Genomic DNA, 14,663 nt, shown 5'->3' on the forward strand with positions numbered 1-14,663 from the left:
GGTCGGCCGTGCCCCTGCTCACCGTCGCACTGTGGCTGTCCAACGCGTTGCTCGACACCGGCGGCCAGCTCGCCTTCAAGGCGGCGGCCGCCGACCCGGCGGCCGGCGACGGCGCGGCCCGCTGGAAATACATGGCGGCGCGCCCATGGCTATGGATCGGGATCGGCTGCTACGTATTCGAATTCCTGGTGTGGATCGCCTTCCTTTCCCTGGTACAGGCCTCGGAAGGCGTGCTGCTCGGCTCGATCAACATCGTGGTGATCATGGTTGCCGGCCGCTTCCTGTTCGGCGAAAAGCTCACCCGGCTGCGGGTCGCCGGCATCCTGCTGGTGAGCATCGGCGTAGCCGTGGTGGGGGCCGGCGCATGAAGCGCTTCTACCTGGTCGGCTTCGCCCTGCTGATGACGTTCGACACGTTCAACTTCATCTGCTTCAAGATGGCCGGCAACCATGCCCTGCCGGTCGAGGCCAGCGTGGCCTGGCTGCTGCGCCTGTCCAGCGAGCCCTGGGTCTACGGTGCAGTGGTGGGCTATCTGGGCGCGTTCTTCACCTGGATGACTCTGCTCAAGCACGCACCGATCGGTCCGGCCTTCGCCGCGTCGCACCTGGAGGTGGTCAGCGTGATGCTGCTGTCGGTGTGGCTGTTCCACGAGCCGCTCACGGCGACCAAGCTGATCGGCGCGACGGCGATCATCGCCGGGATCGTCTGCCTGGGCCTGGCCGAACGCGAGGAAGCGCCGCCCGACGCGGCGTGACCGCCATGCTCCGCCGGCTGCGCGAGATTCCCCCCACCGCCGGACTGCCCCTGCAGGCCGCCGACCTGCTGCCGCGGGGCGACGCGCTCACCGCGCGGCTGGCGGCGCAACTGGGAACGCCGCCGCTGCAGCTGGAATGCTCCGGCACCGCGGCCCTGCTGATTGCCCTGGCGACGCTGCGCGAGCGAGCGCCCGGCCGCGACGTGGTCGTGGTCCCCGCATTCACCTGTCCGCTGGTGGCCATTGCCGTGCACCGGCTGGGCCTGACCCTGCGCCTGTGCGACACCCGTCCGGACCACTGGGACATGGACCGCCGCGCGCTCGCCGAGCTTTGCGACGAGCGCACGCTGGCGATCGTCCCGACGCATCTCGCCGGCCTGGTCGCCGATCTCGACGCGCCCCTGGCGGTCGCCCGCGAACACGGCGCCTTCGTCATCGAGGATGCCGCGCAGGCGCTGGGTGCGCGCGACGGCGGCCACAGCGTGGGGTTGCGCGGCGACGTCGGCTTCTTCAGCCTCGCCGCCGGCAAGGGCCTGTCGATCTTCGAAGGCGGCCTGCTGGTGACGCGCGACGACGACCTGCGCCACGCCCTGTACGCCACCGCCGCACGCGACGTGCCAGCAAAGCCCGGCTGGGAGCTGCGGCGCAGCCTGGAGCTGCTCGGCCTGGCCGCGTTGTACCACCCGCTCGGGCTGCGGCTGGCCTACGGCATCCCGCTGCGCCGCGCGCTGCGCGAGGGCGATCCGGTCGCCGCGGTCGGCGACGATTTCCCGCCCGACATTCCGTTCCATCGCGTCGGGCGCTGGCGCCGCGGCGTCGGCTCGCGCGCCGCGACCCGGCTGCCGGCCTTCCTCGCCGCCAACCGCACGCGCGCGCTGGCGCGTGTCGCCCGGCTGCGCGCGCTGCCCGGCGTGACCGTGTTCGAGGAGGCCCCGCACACTACCGGCAGCTGGCCGTTCCTGATGTTGCTGATGCCCGACGCGCACCGGGCCCGCGCGGCGCTGGCCGCGCTGTGGACCTCCGGCCTCGGCGTGAGCCGGCTGTTCGTGCACGCGTTGCCCGACTACGTCTACCTCGCCGATCGCGTGCCGCACACGCCGACGCCGAACGCCACCGACTTCGCCGCACGGGCGATCACCATCAGCAACAGCCACTGGATGGACGACGCCTCGTTCGAGCACGTCGTCGCGGTGCTCGCCGCCATGCTCGGCTGAATGCCCCGGCATCCGTAAGCCCGGCCTAAGCCGGCGATAAGCCCGATCTAAGTGCCATCCCCGAGGCTGGCGTAGCCACTCCCGCGACCCTACCGCGGCGAGGTGGCCACATTGTCCACACGAGGAGTCCACCATGCGCAAACTCGCCGCTCTCGCCGCCAGCCTCGCCCTGTGCGGTGCAGGCTTCGCCGCCACCACGAAGGCTGCAGCGAAGATAGATATCGCCGCCGCGCGGACCATCGCGCTGCACGCCGTGCCCGGGAAGATCGTCAAGGAAGAACTGGAAACCGAGCGCGGCGGCAGCGGCCTGCGCTACTCGTTCGACATCCGCGCCAAAGGCGTCGTTCACGAAGTGGGCGTCGACGCGCGCGACGGCAAGCTGCTGGAGAACAGCATCGACGACGGCAAGGACTGAGCCCTCCGCCGATATCAGGACGTCGCGGCGCCCGCGATCGCGCGCAGCAGCTCCAGATTGAGCGCATGCTGCTGTGCCTGCCAACCGGCCAGCTCTGCTGCATCCACCACGGGCTGGTCGTCGATCGCGGCCAGCCGCCGCTTCCACCAGCTCTTGTAGCGGTAGGCGGAGATCTCGCCGGTGATGTCGCTGCCGACCAGGCCGCCGGCACGCAGGCTGTCGATCACGTCGATGGCGTGGGACAGCTGGAAGTGGCCCTGGTCCCAGTTGGTACGGGCCACGTCGGCGGCGAACACGTCCTTGTCGATCGACAGGTAGGCCGGCTGTGGCGCGGCGAGCTGCTCGTCGGCGAAGGCCCGGACCAGCGCGTCGGCATCGTCGAAGGCGTGGAACGCGTGGGCCAGCCCGGCGCGCGCCGCCCAGTCCACGTCCACGCCCACGCTCCAGTAGCTCAGGCGCCCCTCGCGCAGCGGCGTGCGGTAGTTCTCCCAGGCGTGGCCGGCGCCGATGTCGGACGAGCCGATGCCGACCACATGCACGTGGCTCACCGTCGGCAGCATCGCCACCCGGCGCACCCAGGAGCCGCAGTGCACGCCGAACGGATAGCGCATGTTGTCCGGATGGTTGTCCAGCACCACCACCTGGAACGGCGCAGCGGCGCGGACACGCTCGACCAGCGGCCAGGTCAGGTGGTGGAAATCGCCGCTGCCCAGCATCACCGTGCCGTGGGCGACCGGCAGGGTGTCGTCGAGCACGCTGCGGAAACGCTCCATGGTGCGCAACGAGCAACCGAAGCGCAGTGACTCCTGCCAGTGCTCCAGCGGGATCACCAGGCGCTGCGGCAGCGGCCCGACGGAACGGTCGATATCGAGGACGATGGGGCGGGTCATGCCGGGTCCATGGCCTTGGCCGGCTGTACCGGCTCGCTTTCGAAGTGGTGGGCGATGCGGCGGAACAGCGCGCGCAACAGCGGGTTGCGCACGTAGACCGCATGCCGGGTGATGCAGAAACGCGCACCGAGCTGGCGCTTGACCGCGGTGTCGGTCCAGCCGGCCACGTAATGGCTCAGCCCGCGGCGCCGCGCGTGCTCGAGGTTCTCCATCCAGCTGACGAAGTACAGGTTGTGCTCGCGTGAGGCCGGATAGGCGAGCCCGATGTACTTGTCCACCAGCTTGCCGGCGTACTCGTAACAGAGATTCCAGCCGATCAGCTCGTCGCCGGCGAAATAGGTGAACACCAGTCCGCCGCTGCCCGCATCGCGCAGCACCGCACGCAGGTAGTCGGCCGACAGGTGGTCGAAGTGGATCTCGCTCTGTGCGTAGACGTTCTCGTAGAGGGCGATGAAACGCTCCATCACGGTGTCGATCGCGAAGGCCGCGTCGCCGGTGCGCCAGATCTCGATGCGCAGGTCCGCGCGCGAGCGCAGCTTGCGTTTCATCTCCTTGCGACGGCTGCGCGAGAGGCGCGCGAGGTAATCCTCTTCACTGTCGAAATCGATCGGCACCCAGGCCAGCGCCATCCCCTCCAGCAGCACGCAGCCTTCCGCCTCCAGCGCACGCGCCAGCGCGGCCGAGCGCAGGTTGTCGGCCACGTCCAGCAGCGGCGATTCCGGGGCGATGTCCTTCACCACCATCAACGCGCAGTCGCGGCCGTAGCCGGACACCAGCTCGCCCGCCAGCGCCTCGGGCTCGGCGCCACGCGGCAACGGTGCGAACTCGGTGGCGGTGCAGCCGACGAAGCGGGTGCGCCAGCGCAGCAGGCGACCCCAGCGGGCATAGCCCGGCAGGGCCATCACCCGCTGGCGCAGCGCATCGTCCGCCGTGGTCAGCAGGTCGAACGGCGCCACGAAGGTGGGCATGCCCGACGGCGTGGTGGCGGCAACGAAGCCGTCCGGCGGATGGACGAGGAACTGCCGCAGCAGACTCTCCGGCTCCAGTTGGGCGAGATAGCTCATGGGCGTCGAGACGGCGCGCTGCCTCGCCTCAGGCGGCGCGCACCGCCAGCACGGCGTTGAGGCCGCCGAAGGCGAAGGAATTGCTGAGTGCCGCGCGTACCTTGAGAGCGCGTGGCTGGTTGGGCACATAGTCCAGGTCGCAGGCCGGATCGGCTACGTCGAGGTTGGCGGTCGGCGGCACCACGCCATCGCGCAGCGCACCGAGCACCGCGACCAGTTCCAGCGCGCCGGAAGCACCCAGCGCGTGGCCATGCATCGACTTGGTCGAGGACACCGCCAGCTTCGGCGCATGGGCGCCGAACACGGCATGGATGGCCCGCGTCTCGGTCGGATCGTTGGCCGGCGTGCCCGTGCCGTGGGCGTTGATGTAGTCGATGTCTTCGGGCGACAGGCCCGCGTCGGCCAGCGCCTGGGTCATCGCCGAACCGCTGCCGGCCGGATCGGGGGCGACGATATCGCCCGCGTCGGCACTCATGCCCACGCCGGCCAGCACACCGAGAATGTGCGCGCCCCGCGCCCGGGCGTGCGCCATCGACTCGAGCACGAAGACGCCGGCGCCCTCGCCCAGCACCAGGCCGCGGCGGTTGGCGCTGAACGGACGGCAGGTGTCGTCGGCCAGCACGCGCATGGCTTCCCACGCGCGCAGCGCGCCGTAGCTGAGGCAGGCTTCGGTACCGCCGGCCACGGCGACGTCGATCAGGCCGGCGCGGATCATCAGCGCGGCCTGGGCAATGGCGTGATTGGTGGACGCGCACGCACTGGCCACTGCGAACGACGGCCCGCGCAGGCCGTGCGCCATGCTGATCTGGCTCGCCGGTGCGTTGATCATCAGCCGCACGATGGTGAGCGGATGCAGGCGCGTGGCGTTTTCCGCGTAGAGGCGGCGGCTCTGCTCGTCCTGGGTGGTCTCGCCACCCACGCCGGTACCGACCACCACGCCGGTGCGGCCACCGAGACCGCCGGCGGCGAAATCCAGGCCGGACTGGACGATCGCCTCGTTCGCCGCGAACAGGGCGAACTGCGAGGCGCGATCGAGCATCGGCAGCGCGCGCTCACCGAAATGCGCGGCCGGATCGAAGCTCTCCGGCACCTGCGCGGCGATGCGCACGCGCAGGTCGGCGGCGCGCTCGTGGCGCAGCGGGCGGATGCCGCTTTGTCCCTCGCGCAACCCGGACCACAGGGCCTCGGCACCTTCACCGAAGGCGCTGATCGCGCCCATGCCGGTGATGGCGATGGCGCGGCTGTCGACTTCGGTCACTGCGCGCCGCCTTCCCCGCCGGCAGCCTGGGCGGCCACCACGGCATCGATCAGGTGCTGCACCGTGTCGGTGTCGAAGTTGGTGCCCTGGTCGGGGAAGTGGATGTCGAAGTGTTCCTCGATATCGAAGATCACCTCGATCGCGTCCAGCGACGCCACGCCCAGGTCCTTCAGGGTGGAATCGTTGCGGATGGTGGCCACGTCGATCTTCGCCTGCTTGGCGATGATCGCGAACACCTGGTCGCGGATGGCGTCGATGGATTGCGGCTCGGTCATGTCGAAAGCGTCCCTGGTTGGAATTACATCGAACGCTTCGCCTTGGTGATCAGCTGATCCAGCAGTGCGATGGCCAGGTCGATCTCCTCGTGGGTGATTTCCAGCGAGGGGGCGAAGGTGATGACGTTCTTGTACCAGCCGCCGACGTCGAGCACGAGTCCGATCTTCTTGCCGTTGTGCTCCAGGTCGCCGGCCAGGCCGATGTCGACCATGCGGTCGAGCAGCGCCTTGTTCGGGGTGAAGCCGTCGTCGGTGCAGATCTCGGCGCGCAGCGCCAGGCCCAGGCCGTCGACGTCGCCGATCTCCTTGTGCTTCTTCTGCAGGTCCTTCAGGCCCTCCAGGAAGTGCGCGCCCTTCTTCGGCACGGAGGTCTCGTAGTCCAGCTCGTAGCCCATCTTCATCACCTCCAGACCCAGCGAGGTGCCCAGCGGGTTGGAGTTGAAGGTGGAGTGGGTGGAGCCCGGCGGGAAGATGGTCGGGTTGATCATCTCCTCGCGCGCCCACAGGCCGGAGAGCGGGTTCAGGCCGTTGGTCAGGGCCTTGCCGAAGACCACCGCATCCGGCACCACGCCGAAGTGCTCGATCGACCACAGCTTGCCTGTGCGCCAGAAGCCCATCTGGATCTCGTCGACCACCATCAGGATGCCGTACTGGTCGAGCACCTTCTTCAGGCCCTTGAAGAAGCCCATCGGCGGGACGACGTAGCCGCCGGTGCCCTGGATCGGCTCGACGTAGAACGCGGCGTACTCGCACTGGCCGGTCTTCGGGTCCCACACGCCGTTGTATTCGGTCTCGAACAGGCGCGCGAACTGGTTCACGCAGTTCTCCGAATACTCTTCCGCGGTCATGCCCTTCGGGCGACGGAACGGATACGGGAACGGCAGGAACATCGCGCGCTCGCCGAAGTGGCCGAAGCGGCGGCGGTAGCGGTAGCTGGAGGTGATCGACGAGGCGCCCAGCGTGCGGCCGTGGTAACCGCCCTCGAAGGCGAACATCAGGCTCTTGCCGTTCTTGAAGTTGCGCACCAGCTTGAGCGAATCCTCGATCGCCTGCGCGCCGCCCACGTTGAAGTGCACGCGGCCGTCGAGGCCGAACTTCTTCTTGGCGTCCAGCGCGATCGTCTTGGCCAGCTCGATGCGGGTCTGGTGCAGGTACTGGCTGGCCACCTGCGGCAGCAGGTCGATCTGGTTCTTCAGCACGTTGTTGAGGCGCTGGTTGGCGTAACCGAAGTTGACCGCCGAGTACCACATCTGCAGGTCGAGGAACGGCGTACCTGCGGTGTCGTACATGTAGCTGCCGTTGCAGGTGCGGAAGATCTTCGGCGGGTCCACGTAGTGGACGGTGTCGCCGAAGGAGCTGTACTTGGCCTCGTCGGCGAGCAGCTGGGCGTCGTCGATCACCAGGCCGGCGTTCTTGTCGAAAGCGTTCATGAAATTACCGGGAAAAGAAGTGGGGATCAGGGGGTAACCACGGCGTCCTGCGTCGCCTCGGCGAGCAGGCTGCCGTCGAGCAGGCGGGGCAGGAAGTCGAGCGCGTCCTCGAAGCCGGTGATCGGCACGTAGGGGATGCCGGCGGCGCGGCAATGCTCGATCAGGCGGTGCTTGGCGAACACGAAGTCGACGCGGTCGGCGGCGCAGAAGTCCGAGGCGCCGTCGCCGATCAGCAAGGTGCGGGTGGTACCGGAGGCGCGGGCCTGAGCCACGCAGGCGCACTTGCAGGTGCCGCTGCGGCAGCCCTCGGCCTGGAACGGCGAGGTGAGCTGCCAGCGCTGCGGCGGCGTGCCCGGCGCCAGGTGGTTGGCGGCCAGCGGCAGGTCGTCCAGGCCGTAGCGGCCCAGGATCTTGTGGATGGCGTAGTCCAGGCCGTCGCTGACCACGCGGATCGGCACGCCCAGCTCGCGCGCCCTGGCCACGAAGCCGGGGAACGCGTGGTCGATCCACAGGTGGGAAAGATGGGTGTCGAGCTGCTCGCGCGTCATGTCGAGCAGGGCGACCTGCCCGCTCATGCACTCGCGCGAACCGATGCGGCCGGCGCGCCAGTCCTGCTCCAGCGCTTCCCAGCCGGGGCGGCCGTAGCGGTCGAGCAGCGAGTCGATCACGTCCTCGACGGAAATGGTGCCGTCGAAGTCACACAGGATGGTCCAACCGGAAACAGGCACAGGCGTCTTCACATTCGTAGGCATGGTGAAAGGCTAGGCAGGCAGTCTTTCCCCGTCCTTTCCCTTTCTTGCGATGGCCCGGATGTCATCGCTGGCACGCCTCGCGCGTTGACCGGAAAACCGGATCCCTGCCCGAAACCCCACGACGCCCATGCCATCGAGCGCCCGACTCCTCCTGTCCATCTCCCTGACGCTCACGATGCTTCCGCTTGCCGCCAGGGCCGGTGAGAGTACCGTGGTTGCGGTCGGTGTGGGAATGCAGCGCATGCCTGCATGGCCCGGTTCGCGGCACCAGCGCGAGGATCCGGTGCCCTACATCGATGTCGAACTGCCCGGGATCGGCAGCCTGTCCACGCTGGACGGGCTGGAGGTGGAGCTGCTGCACGGCCCCGCCCTGCGCGGCGGCTTCTACGGCAGCTACCAGTGGGGCCGCGAGCGCACCGACCTGGGCCCGCTCGGCGGCAAGGTGCCCAGCCTGGCGCCCCGCCTGAATGCCGGCGGTTACCTCGAGTGGCAGCTGAACAAGTCCGTGGACGTGGGGGCCAACCTCAGCCACGACACGGCCGGCGCCGGCGCCTACCTCAACCTGTATGCCGACACCGACCTGCCGTCGATCGGCCCGCTGGAGCAGGCGGCGAGCGTGCGCTGGTCGCTGATGAACGGCGCCGCGATGAACCGTTTCTTCGGCATCGGACCGGCCTCCGCCAGCGCGCTCGGCGTTCGCGCCTGGCGCCCCGGCGGTGGCAGCGAAATGGCCTCGCTGGAGTACGACCTGTACCTGCCGACCAGCAAGCACACCGGCCTGGCGCTCTCGGTGGTCTACGGACGCCTGCTCGGCGGCGCGGCAAACAGCCCGCTGGTGAGCCGCTTCGGGTCAGCCACGCAATGGACGCAATCGCTGGCCTTCATCTACCACCCGTGACGGCGGCGGCACCGCCACCACCATCAACGCGACCAGCAGATGCACGCCGGCGATCAGCCACCGGCTGCCGGCCACGTCGACCGTGTCCGCCGGCAACAGCGGATCGAGCACGCCATTGGCCAGGTTCCAGCCCCAGTGCAGGCCCACAGCGGCCCACAGCGTGCCGGCACGGCATAGCGCGGTGGCGTAGGCGACGCCCATGCAGAAGATCATCAGCCATTCGTTCGGCCCCCGCTCCAGCCGGTACAGGTGGTTGAGCACGAAATAGCCGGCCGAAAACGCGACGAAGACGAAGCCCCGATGCCAGGCGATACCCGCCGCGCGGTACCAGAACCCGCGCGACAGGATGTCCTCGGCGAGCGACGGCACGAACGTGGACAGCGCCAGCACCGGCAGGGCGGCGAGCAGCGTGTGGAAGCCGGCCGCGGACAGCGCCGGTCCGGTCGGCGCATAGATGCCGAGCCGCTCGCCGACCAGGATCGCCAGCGCGTTGGCGATCAGCGCCACCACCAGCCCGAATGCCAGCCATGCCAGCGACGAGGAGCGCCGGTCCAGCGCATAGGCGCCGTAGCCGCGCCAGCCCAGCCAGCGCGACAGCGGCCAGGCGGCCAGCACGCAGGCGATCATCAGCGCCGCCTGCAGCGGAAAACTGTGCAGCAGCCGCTGGCCGATCCCCTCGGCCGACTGGTACAGCACGAACAACATCGCGAACGCGATGACGGCCCGCCCCCGCGGTGCCTTCCTGTTCCCCATGAATGCCCCTTTCCCCTCCAAGGACGCGGCCCCCGCCGCCCGCGATCAGCGGTCGTCGCGCGTCCAGATGAAGCCGTCCTCCTCGCGCACCGGGAAGGTGGCGACCGGCTCGTAGGCCGGCGGGCAGGTCACCGCGCCGGTACGCAGGTCGAAGCGTGCGCCGTGGCGCACGCACTCGACCTCGAAACCATGCACCTCGCCGCCGGCCAGCTCGGCGCCGTCGTGGGTGCACACGTCCTCGATGGCGTAGAGGTCGCCGTCGATGTTGTAGACCGCGATCGCGGTGTCGCCGTCCCAGGCGATACGGAACTCGCCGGGCAGGATCTCGCTGCGGGTGCCCACCTTCACCCAGCCGGCGGGACCACTCATGCCAGCACCTCGGCCAGCGGCTTTTCCAGCACCTCGAAACGCAGGTCGTCGCGACGTGGGATCCCGAAGCGCTCGTCGCCATACGGGAACGGCTTGCTCTGCCCGGTGCGGGCGTAGCCACGACGCTCGTAGAAGGCGATCAGCTCCTCGCGCTGCACGATCACCGTCATGCGCATGCGGTCCACGCCCCAGCGCTCGCGCGCCACCCGTTCGGCCTCGGCGATCACCTGCTTGCCGATGCCACCGGTCTGCCGCGAGGGATCGACCGCGAACATGCCGAAATAGGCGGCGCCGTCCTGTTTCTCCAGGTGGCAGCACGACACCAGCGCGCCATCGAGTTCGGCCAGCAGCACCAGGCTGTCCGGACGGGCGATCGCCTCGCCGACGTCGCGGGCGTCGGTGCGCTGGCCGTCGAGCAGGTGGCTCTCGGTGGTCCAGCCGCGCAGGCCGGACTCGCCGCGGTAGGCCGATTCGACCAGGGCCACCACGGCCGGGATATCTGCCGCGGTGGCGGCACGAAAGGTGGGGACGGGGGAAGAACGCATGATCATCCGCCGATCATAATCCGGCCCTGTCCCCGGCCGCATGCTGCGATGCGGCCGGCGGCGGGGAGATACAGCCCAGGCCCGCCAGCGTGTCGCGCAGCGCGCGCTCCAGTGGCGTATAGCAGGTGTCGCCGAGGAAGCCGATCAGCTTGCGGTCGTCCAGCGCGATCGGCGTGCGCCACAGGTAGCGCATCCGTTGCAGCTCGCGCAGCGTGGTGTGGAATGGCGCAGCCAACGCCACCAGCCACCACGGGAAACGCCCCAGGCGCAGCGCCTCGTTGCCGGTCGCGCGGCGCACCGCATCGCACAGCTCGTGGCCATCGATGAAGCTGCCGCCGAAATGGAAGACCTCCCTATCGGCCAGCTCGCCCTCGCGATCGAGCAACCGTGCCGCCGTCTCCGCCACGTCGGGCAGGTAGGCCCAGGCGTGGCGATGATCGGGCGCGCCGGGGTAGTACAGCGTGCGCACCGGACGACCGGGCCGAACCACCCCCTGGGCGAACCAGTTGTTGCCGACCTGCGGCCCGAAGAAGTCACCGCAGCGCAGGATCAGCACCCGCGCCCCCTGCCCGACCGCTGCGGCCAGACGCCGTTCCAGCTCGACGCGGATCGCACCCTTGGCGGTGGACGGATGCTGCGGCGAGCTTTCGCTGAGGCGCGGAAATGCATCCGGCCCGAAGTTGTAGATCGTCCCCGGCAGCAGGATGCGCGCCCCCACCGCGCAGGCCGCGGCGATGGTGTTGTCCACCATCGGCAGCACCAGCCGCTGCCAGTCGCGATACCCGGGCGGGTTCACCGCATGCACGATCAGCTGTACGCCCTCGGCGGCGGCGCGCACGTCCTGCGCCTGCATCGCGTCGCCCACCCGCCAGTCCACTGCCGGGTCCGTTTCGCGCAGCGAGCGCACCAGCGCGCGCACCCGCCAGCCATGGCGCTTCAGCGCCGCCACCATCGCCTGTCCGATGCCACCGTTGGCCCCGACCACCAAAGCCGTCCGTTCGTTGCCCATGTCCCGCTCCCGTCTGGATGATGGAGACAGGTTGCGCTCCGGCCGGTTCGTTGAAAATTGCCTGATAGCTAACTTCTGCCATACAAATATGCATGGCCAACGACGATCCCGACTGGAACCTGCAGCGCTCCTTCCTCGCGGTGATGCACGAGGGCAGCCTGTCCGCTGCCGCCCGCGCCCTGGGCATGACCCAGCCGAGCCTGGGCCGGCACATCCGCGCACTGGAGGCACGCCTCGGCGTGAGTTTGTTCACCCGCTCGCCACAGGGGCTCACGCCCACCGATATGGCGCACGAGCTGCTGCCGCATGCGCAGGCGATGGCGTCCGCTTCGGCGGCGATGCGGCGCACGGCCAGTGCGGCACCCGGCGAGCTGCGCGGCACCGTGCGGATCAGCGCCAGCGAGGTGGTCGGCGGCGAGGTGCTGCCGGCGATGCTGGCGGACTTCCGCCAGCGCCATCCCGGCGTGGTGATCGAGCTGGTGCTGTCCAACGCCGCCGCCGACCTGCTGCGCAAGGATGTGGACCTCGCCGTGCGCATGGTGCAGCCCACCCAGCAGGCGCTGGTGGCACGCAAGGTCGGCACGATCGGGCTGGGACTGTATGCGCACCGCCGCTACCTGAAGGCGCACGGCACGCCGCAGCGGGTCGAGCAACTGGCCGAGCACGCGCTGATCGGTTTCGACCATGAACCGCCCTATGCCCGCGCCATGCGTCCGGCCGGGCTCACCGCGTACACGCGCGAGCAGTTCGCGCTGCGCACCGACAGCGACCTCGCCGCCCTGGCCGCACTGCGCGCGGGCTTCGGCATCGGCTTCTGCCAGGTGCCGCTGGCCGCGCGCGATCGCGCCCTGGTGGCCGTGTTGCCGGCGGCGATCGCGCTCACCCTGCCGACCTGGCTGGTGATGCACGAAGACCTGCGGCGCAGCCAGCGCCATCGCGCCGTGTTCGACTTCCTCGCCGAAGCCATGGCGCGCTACGCCACCGGGAACCAGTGACCTAGCCGCGCGCGACGAGCCCCGTCAGGCCTTTCCGGCACCGACCCTCAGCGTCGCCGGACCGGCGTGCGGATGACGGCACAGGTTGAACGCCGGGGCGAGCACCTCGCGACCGTCCGCATAGACCACCCGCAGGTCGTAGCGGCAGCGGCGGGAGCCATCGAGCGCCACACCGAGCTGCCGCCCCGGATGCACCGGACGGTCGGCCAGCGACAGCTGGCCCCAGGCCGATGTGCCGATCGGCGCGGCTTCTACCGCGACGATCGGCGAAGCGGCCGCGTTGACCACGCGCAGGTACTGGGTGGCCGCGACCGGCGCGGCAAACGGCACGGCGAACAGCAGGGCGATCAGGGTCTTGGACATGGGGATTCTCCACGACGGGCGCGCACGGCTCCGCGGCGCCGCGCTCATGCGGCACTCGATGCGCAGGGACAGGGGGGGAGGAACGGCGCCGGCGGCGGAGCGTGCGCCGGCGCGGGTGCCCTTGGCGGCAGGACGCGGCCGAGGGCGGAGCGATCAGCTCAGCTTGCGGGCGATCGCGAAGTACACCAGGTTGCCGATGCCGGTGGCGCCAGCGAGGACGGCGATCATGCCAGGGGTCAGTTCGTGCCAGTCGGACTGCTGGATCAGGGCGAAGCCGCCGGCCAGCGCCACCAGGATGATGCCCCAGCGCAGCGAGGCATGGCGGCGACGCACCTCCTCACCCTGCAGGATCGAGCGGATCAGCTCTTCCGAGCCGCCAGCGCCGACCATCTTCTGGCGGAAGCGGGCATCGACAACCGACTTGATCGCGTAGGTGATGCAGAGGAACAGGACAATGGGAATCAGGTTGCCGTCGATCATGGGGTGCTCCAGCGGTGGTTGGGTGACGGGGCCATAGATACGGGCATCCCGACGGCGGTTGCAGACCGGGGCTCATCCCTGCCGGAAGTCATGTCTGCCGGAAGGGATGCAACCGTCCAGCACATGCACGTATCCCAGGCCGGCATGGAAGCTAGCGTGCCATGACCGAAACCTCCGCCGACCCGCGCAGCGACGACCGCGCCCTGGTGCAAGCCGTGCTGGCCAACGCGCCGGGGGCCTTTGCGCGCCTGGTGCGCGAGTACCAGGGCCTGTGCTGGCACATCATCCAGCGCATGGTGCGCAACCCGGAGGACGCCCGCGAGCTGTGCCAGGACACCTTCCTCAAGGTGCACCAGCACCTGCACCAGTACCGCCACGAGAGCGCGCTTAAATCGTGGATCGGCCGCGTCGCCTACACCGTCGCCCTGCGCCACCTGGAGCGCAAGCGCATCGCCATTGTCGACAACGTGACGGGCGAGGACGGCGACCTCTCGCTGCTGGACTCCATCGGCGACGGCCGCGACCTTGAGGCCGACTGCGCCGACGAGGAGATGCACGGCCACCTGCTGGCCGCCATCGACACCCTGCCCCCGCTGCCACGCACCGTGCTCACGCTCTACCATCTGGACGAGCTGAGCATTCCCGAGATCGCCCAGGTCACCGGCCTGGCCGCCGGCACCATCAAGAGCCACCTGTTCCGCACGCGCCTGAAACTGCGCGAGACGCTGGAAACCCGGTTGGGAGTTCCGTCATGAGCAAGCATCGCGACATCGATTTCTTCGAACAGCCGGCCGCCGCCCGCGAGTGGCAGGCACAGGAAGCGGCACTGCAGGCCGCGCGCGAAGGGCGTGCCCCCGCCGACGCGCGCGAGGCCGCCTACCGGCGCATCGACGCCGCCGTCCGAGCCGACGATGCGATCGGCCTGCCCGCCGATTTCGCCGAACAGCTCGCCGCCAGGGCCGGCCCGGTCCCCACCGCCGCCACCGCCCCGGAAACCGGCTTCGAGAAACACCTGACCCGCCTGCTGCTGGCCGTGCTGGTGATCGCCGGCCTCGCCGTTGCGGTGCTCCAGGGCGGCAGCTGGTTCCAGGCCGATCCGGCCGCGTGGTCGGTGGCCGGCAATCCGTGGGTGCTGGCGTTGCTGGCTTGCCTGGGCGCGTCGCAGGGAGCGGAGTTGTTGCGGCGGCGGTTGGGCTGAG

20 protein-coding genes are annotated in these 14,663 nt (G+C 69.7%); 8 read left to right on the top strand and 12 right to left on the bottom strand.

From position 1 onward, the window contains the following. Positions 1-8: 8 nt before the first annotated feature. The 4 genes from ATSB10_RS08480 (at position 9) to ATSB10_RS08495 (ending at position 2,383) form a co-directional block, all read left to right on the top strand. Complete coding sequence (locus ATSB10_RS08480; RefSeq protein ID WP_083966149.1) at positions 9-368, top strand: EamA family transporter; 360 nt, start codon at positions 9-11, stop codon at positions 366-368. Then, a complete protein-coding gene (locus ATSB10_RS08485) occupies positions 365-754 on the top strand; it encodes a DMT family transporter (RefSeq protein WP_063672089.1) in 390 nt (129 codons plus the stop codon). The genes ATSB10_RS08480 and ATSB10_RS08485 overlap by 4 nt, the downstream gene beginning before the upstream one ends. Positions 755-759: 5 nt before the next feature. After that, positions 760-1,968, top strand: a complete 1,209-nt coding sequence (locus ATSB10_RS08490) for a DegT/DnrJ/EryC1/StrS family aminotransferase (protein WP_063672091.1) — start codon at positions 760-762, stop codon at positions 1,966-1,968. 133 nt (positions 1,969-2,101) lie between these two features. Further along, positions 2,102-2,383: a PepSY domain-containing protein gene (locus tag ATSB10_RS08495; RefSeq protein ID WP_063672093.1), complete on the top strand. Its 282-nt coding sequence runs from the start codon at positions 2,102-2,104 to the stop codon at positions 2,381-2,383. A gap of 14 nt (positions 2,384-2,397) precedes the next feature. Here ATSB10_RS08495 and ATSB10_RS08500 read toward each other — a convergent pair whose 3' ends face one another. The 6 genes from ATSB10_RS08500 to ATSB10_RS08525 are packed head-to-tail and all read right to left on the bottom strand — an operon-like array spanning position 2,398 to position 8,052. Further along, on the bottom strand, positions 2,398-3,273 hold the full coding sequence (locus ATSB10_RS08500) for an arginase family protein (protein ID WP_063672095.1): 876 nt from the start codon (positions 3,271-3,273) through the stop codon (positions 2,398-2,400). After that, positions 3,270-4,337, bottom strand: a complete 1,068-nt coding sequence (locus ATSB10_RS08505; RefSeq protein WP_063672097.1) for a GNAT family N-acetyltransferase — start codon at positions 4,335-4,337, stop codon at positions 3,270-3,272. Before ATSB10_RS08505 ends, ATSB10_RS08500 begins: the two co-directional genes overlap by 4 nt. A 28-nt stretch (positions 4,338-4,365) precedes the next feature. Then, positions 4,366-5,556: a beta-ketoacyl-[acyl-carrier-protein] synthase family protein gene (locus ATSB10_RS08510; RefSeq protein ID WP_063674402.1), complete on the bottom strand. Its 1,191-nt coding sequence runs from the start codon at positions 5,554-5,556 to the stop codon at positions 4,366-4,368. Between the two features lie 35 nt (positions 5,557-5,591). Beyond that, positions 5,592-5,870 (bottom strand): acyl carrier protein, encoded by a 279-nt coding sequence (locus tag ATSB10_RS08515; protein WP_063672099.1) that lies wholly within the window; start codon positions 5,868-5,870, stop codon positions 5,592-5,594. A 23-nt stretch (positions 5,871-5,893) separates the two neighbouring features. Beyond that, complete coding sequence (locus ATSB10_RS08520; protein WP_063672101.1) at positions 5,894-7,300, bottom strand: aspartate aminotransferase family protein; 1,407 nt, start codon at positions 7,298-7,300, stop codon at positions 5,894-5,896. A 26-nt stretch (positions 7,301-7,326) separates the two neighbouring features. Continuing rightward, a complete protein-coding gene (locus tag ATSB10_RS08525; protein ID WP_063672103.1) occupies positions 7,327-8,052 on the bottom strand; it encodes an MtnX-like HAD-IB family phosphatase in 726 nt (241 codons plus the stop codon). Positions 8,053-8,293: 241 nt separating this feature from the next. Here ATSB10_RS08525 and ATSB10_RS08530 point away from each other — a divergent pair, with 241 nt between their 5' ends. Next, positions 8,294-8,950: a MipA/OmpV family protein gene (locus ATSB10_RS08530; RefSeq protein WP_236886531.1), complete on the top strand. Its 657-nt coding sequence runs from the start codon at positions 8,294-8,296 to the stop codon at positions 8,948-8,950. Here the strand turns inward: ATSB10_RS08530 and ATSB10_RS08535 are convergent. From ATSB10_RS08535 to ATSB10_RS08550, 4 genes are read right to left on the bottom strand one after another with little or no spacing between them, the layout of a single operon-like run. Beyond that, complete coding sequence (locus ATSB10_RS08535; RefSeq protein ID WP_063672107.1) at positions 8,903-9,703, bottom strand: CPBP family intramembrane glutamic endopeptidase; 801 nt, start codon at positions 9,701-9,703, stop codon at positions 8,903-8,905. The genes ATSB10_RS08530 and ATSB10_RS08535 overlap by 48 nt on opposite strands. A gap of 45 nt (positions 9,704-9,748) precedes the next feature. Continuing rightward, complete coding sequence (locus tag ATSB10_RS08540; protein WP_017463303.1) at positions 9,749-10,072, bottom strand: non-heme iron oxygenase ferredoxin subunit; 324 nt, start codon at positions 10,070-10,072, stop codon at positions 9,749-9,751. Then, a complete protein-coding gene (locus tag ATSB10_RS08545; protein WP_083966151.1) occupies positions 10,069-10,623 on the bottom strand; it encodes a GNAT family N-acetyltransferase in 555 nt (184 codons plus the stop codon). Before ATSB10_RS08545 ends, ATSB10_RS08540 begins: the two co-directional genes overlap by 4 nt. Before the next feature lie 7 nt (positions 10,624-10,630). Then, on the bottom strand, positions 10,631-11,626 hold the full coding sequence (locus tag ATSB10_RS08550) for an NAD-dependent epimerase/dehydratase family protein (protein WP_063672109.1): 996 nt from the start codon (positions 11,624-11,626) through the stop codon (positions 10,631-10,633). 92 nt (positions 11,627-11,718) lie between these two features. Here ATSB10_RS08550 and ATSB10_RS08555 point away from each other — a divergent pair, with 92 nt between their 5' ends. Then, the gene (locus ATSB10_RS08555) at positions 11,719-12,621 is read left to right on the top strand and encodes a LysR family transcriptional regulator (RefSeq protein WP_063672111.1); all 903 of its coding nucleotides are present in this window, start codon (positions 11,719-11,721) and stop codon (positions 12,619-12,621) included. A gap of 24 nt (positions 12,622-12,645) precedes the next feature. On the opposite strand, the gene ATSB10_RS08560 is transcribed toward ATSB10_RS08555, so the two are convergent. Together ATSB10_RS08560 and ATSB10_RS08565 are read right to left on the bottom strand one after the other, a co-directional pair. Then, entirely contained in the window at positions 12,646-12,984 is a 339-nt protein-coding gene (locus ATSB10_RS08560) for a hypothetical protein (RefSeq protein ID WP_063672113.1), read from the bottom strand. 153 nt (positions 12,985-13,137) lie between these two features. Continuing rightward, the gene (locus ATSB10_RS08565) at positions 13,138-13,464 is read right to left on the bottom strand and encodes a hypothetical protein (RefSeq protein WP_063672115.1); all 327 of its coding nucleotides are present in this window, start codon (positions 13,462-13,464) and stop codon (positions 13,138-13,140) included. Between the two features lie 161 nt (positions 13,465-13,625). On the opposite strand from ATSB10_RS08565, the gene ATSB10_RS08570 reads away from it, so the two are divergent. Continuing rightward, positions 13,626-14,219 carry an RNA polymerase sigma factor gene (locus ATSB10_RS08570; protein WP_063672117.1) on the top strand — a complete coding sequence of 198 codons (594 nt, stop codon included), beginning with the start codon at positions 13,626-13,628 and terminating at the stop codon, positions 14,217-14,219. Beyond that, positions 14,216-14,662 (top strand): hypothetical protein, encoded by a 447-nt coding sequence (locus ATSB10_RS08575; protein ID WP_063672119.1) that lies wholly within the window; start codon positions 14,216-14,218, stop codon positions 14,660-14,662. Before ATSB10_RS08570 ends, ATSB10_RS08575 begins: the two co-directional genes overlap by 4 nt. The last annotated feature ends 1 nt before the right edge of the window (position 14,663 follow it).

The organism is Dyella thiooxydans (assembly GCF_001641285.1).
GTDB lineage: Bacteria > Pseudomonadota > Gammaproteobacteria > Xanthomonadales > Rhodanobacteraceae > Dyella_A > Dyella_A thiooxydans.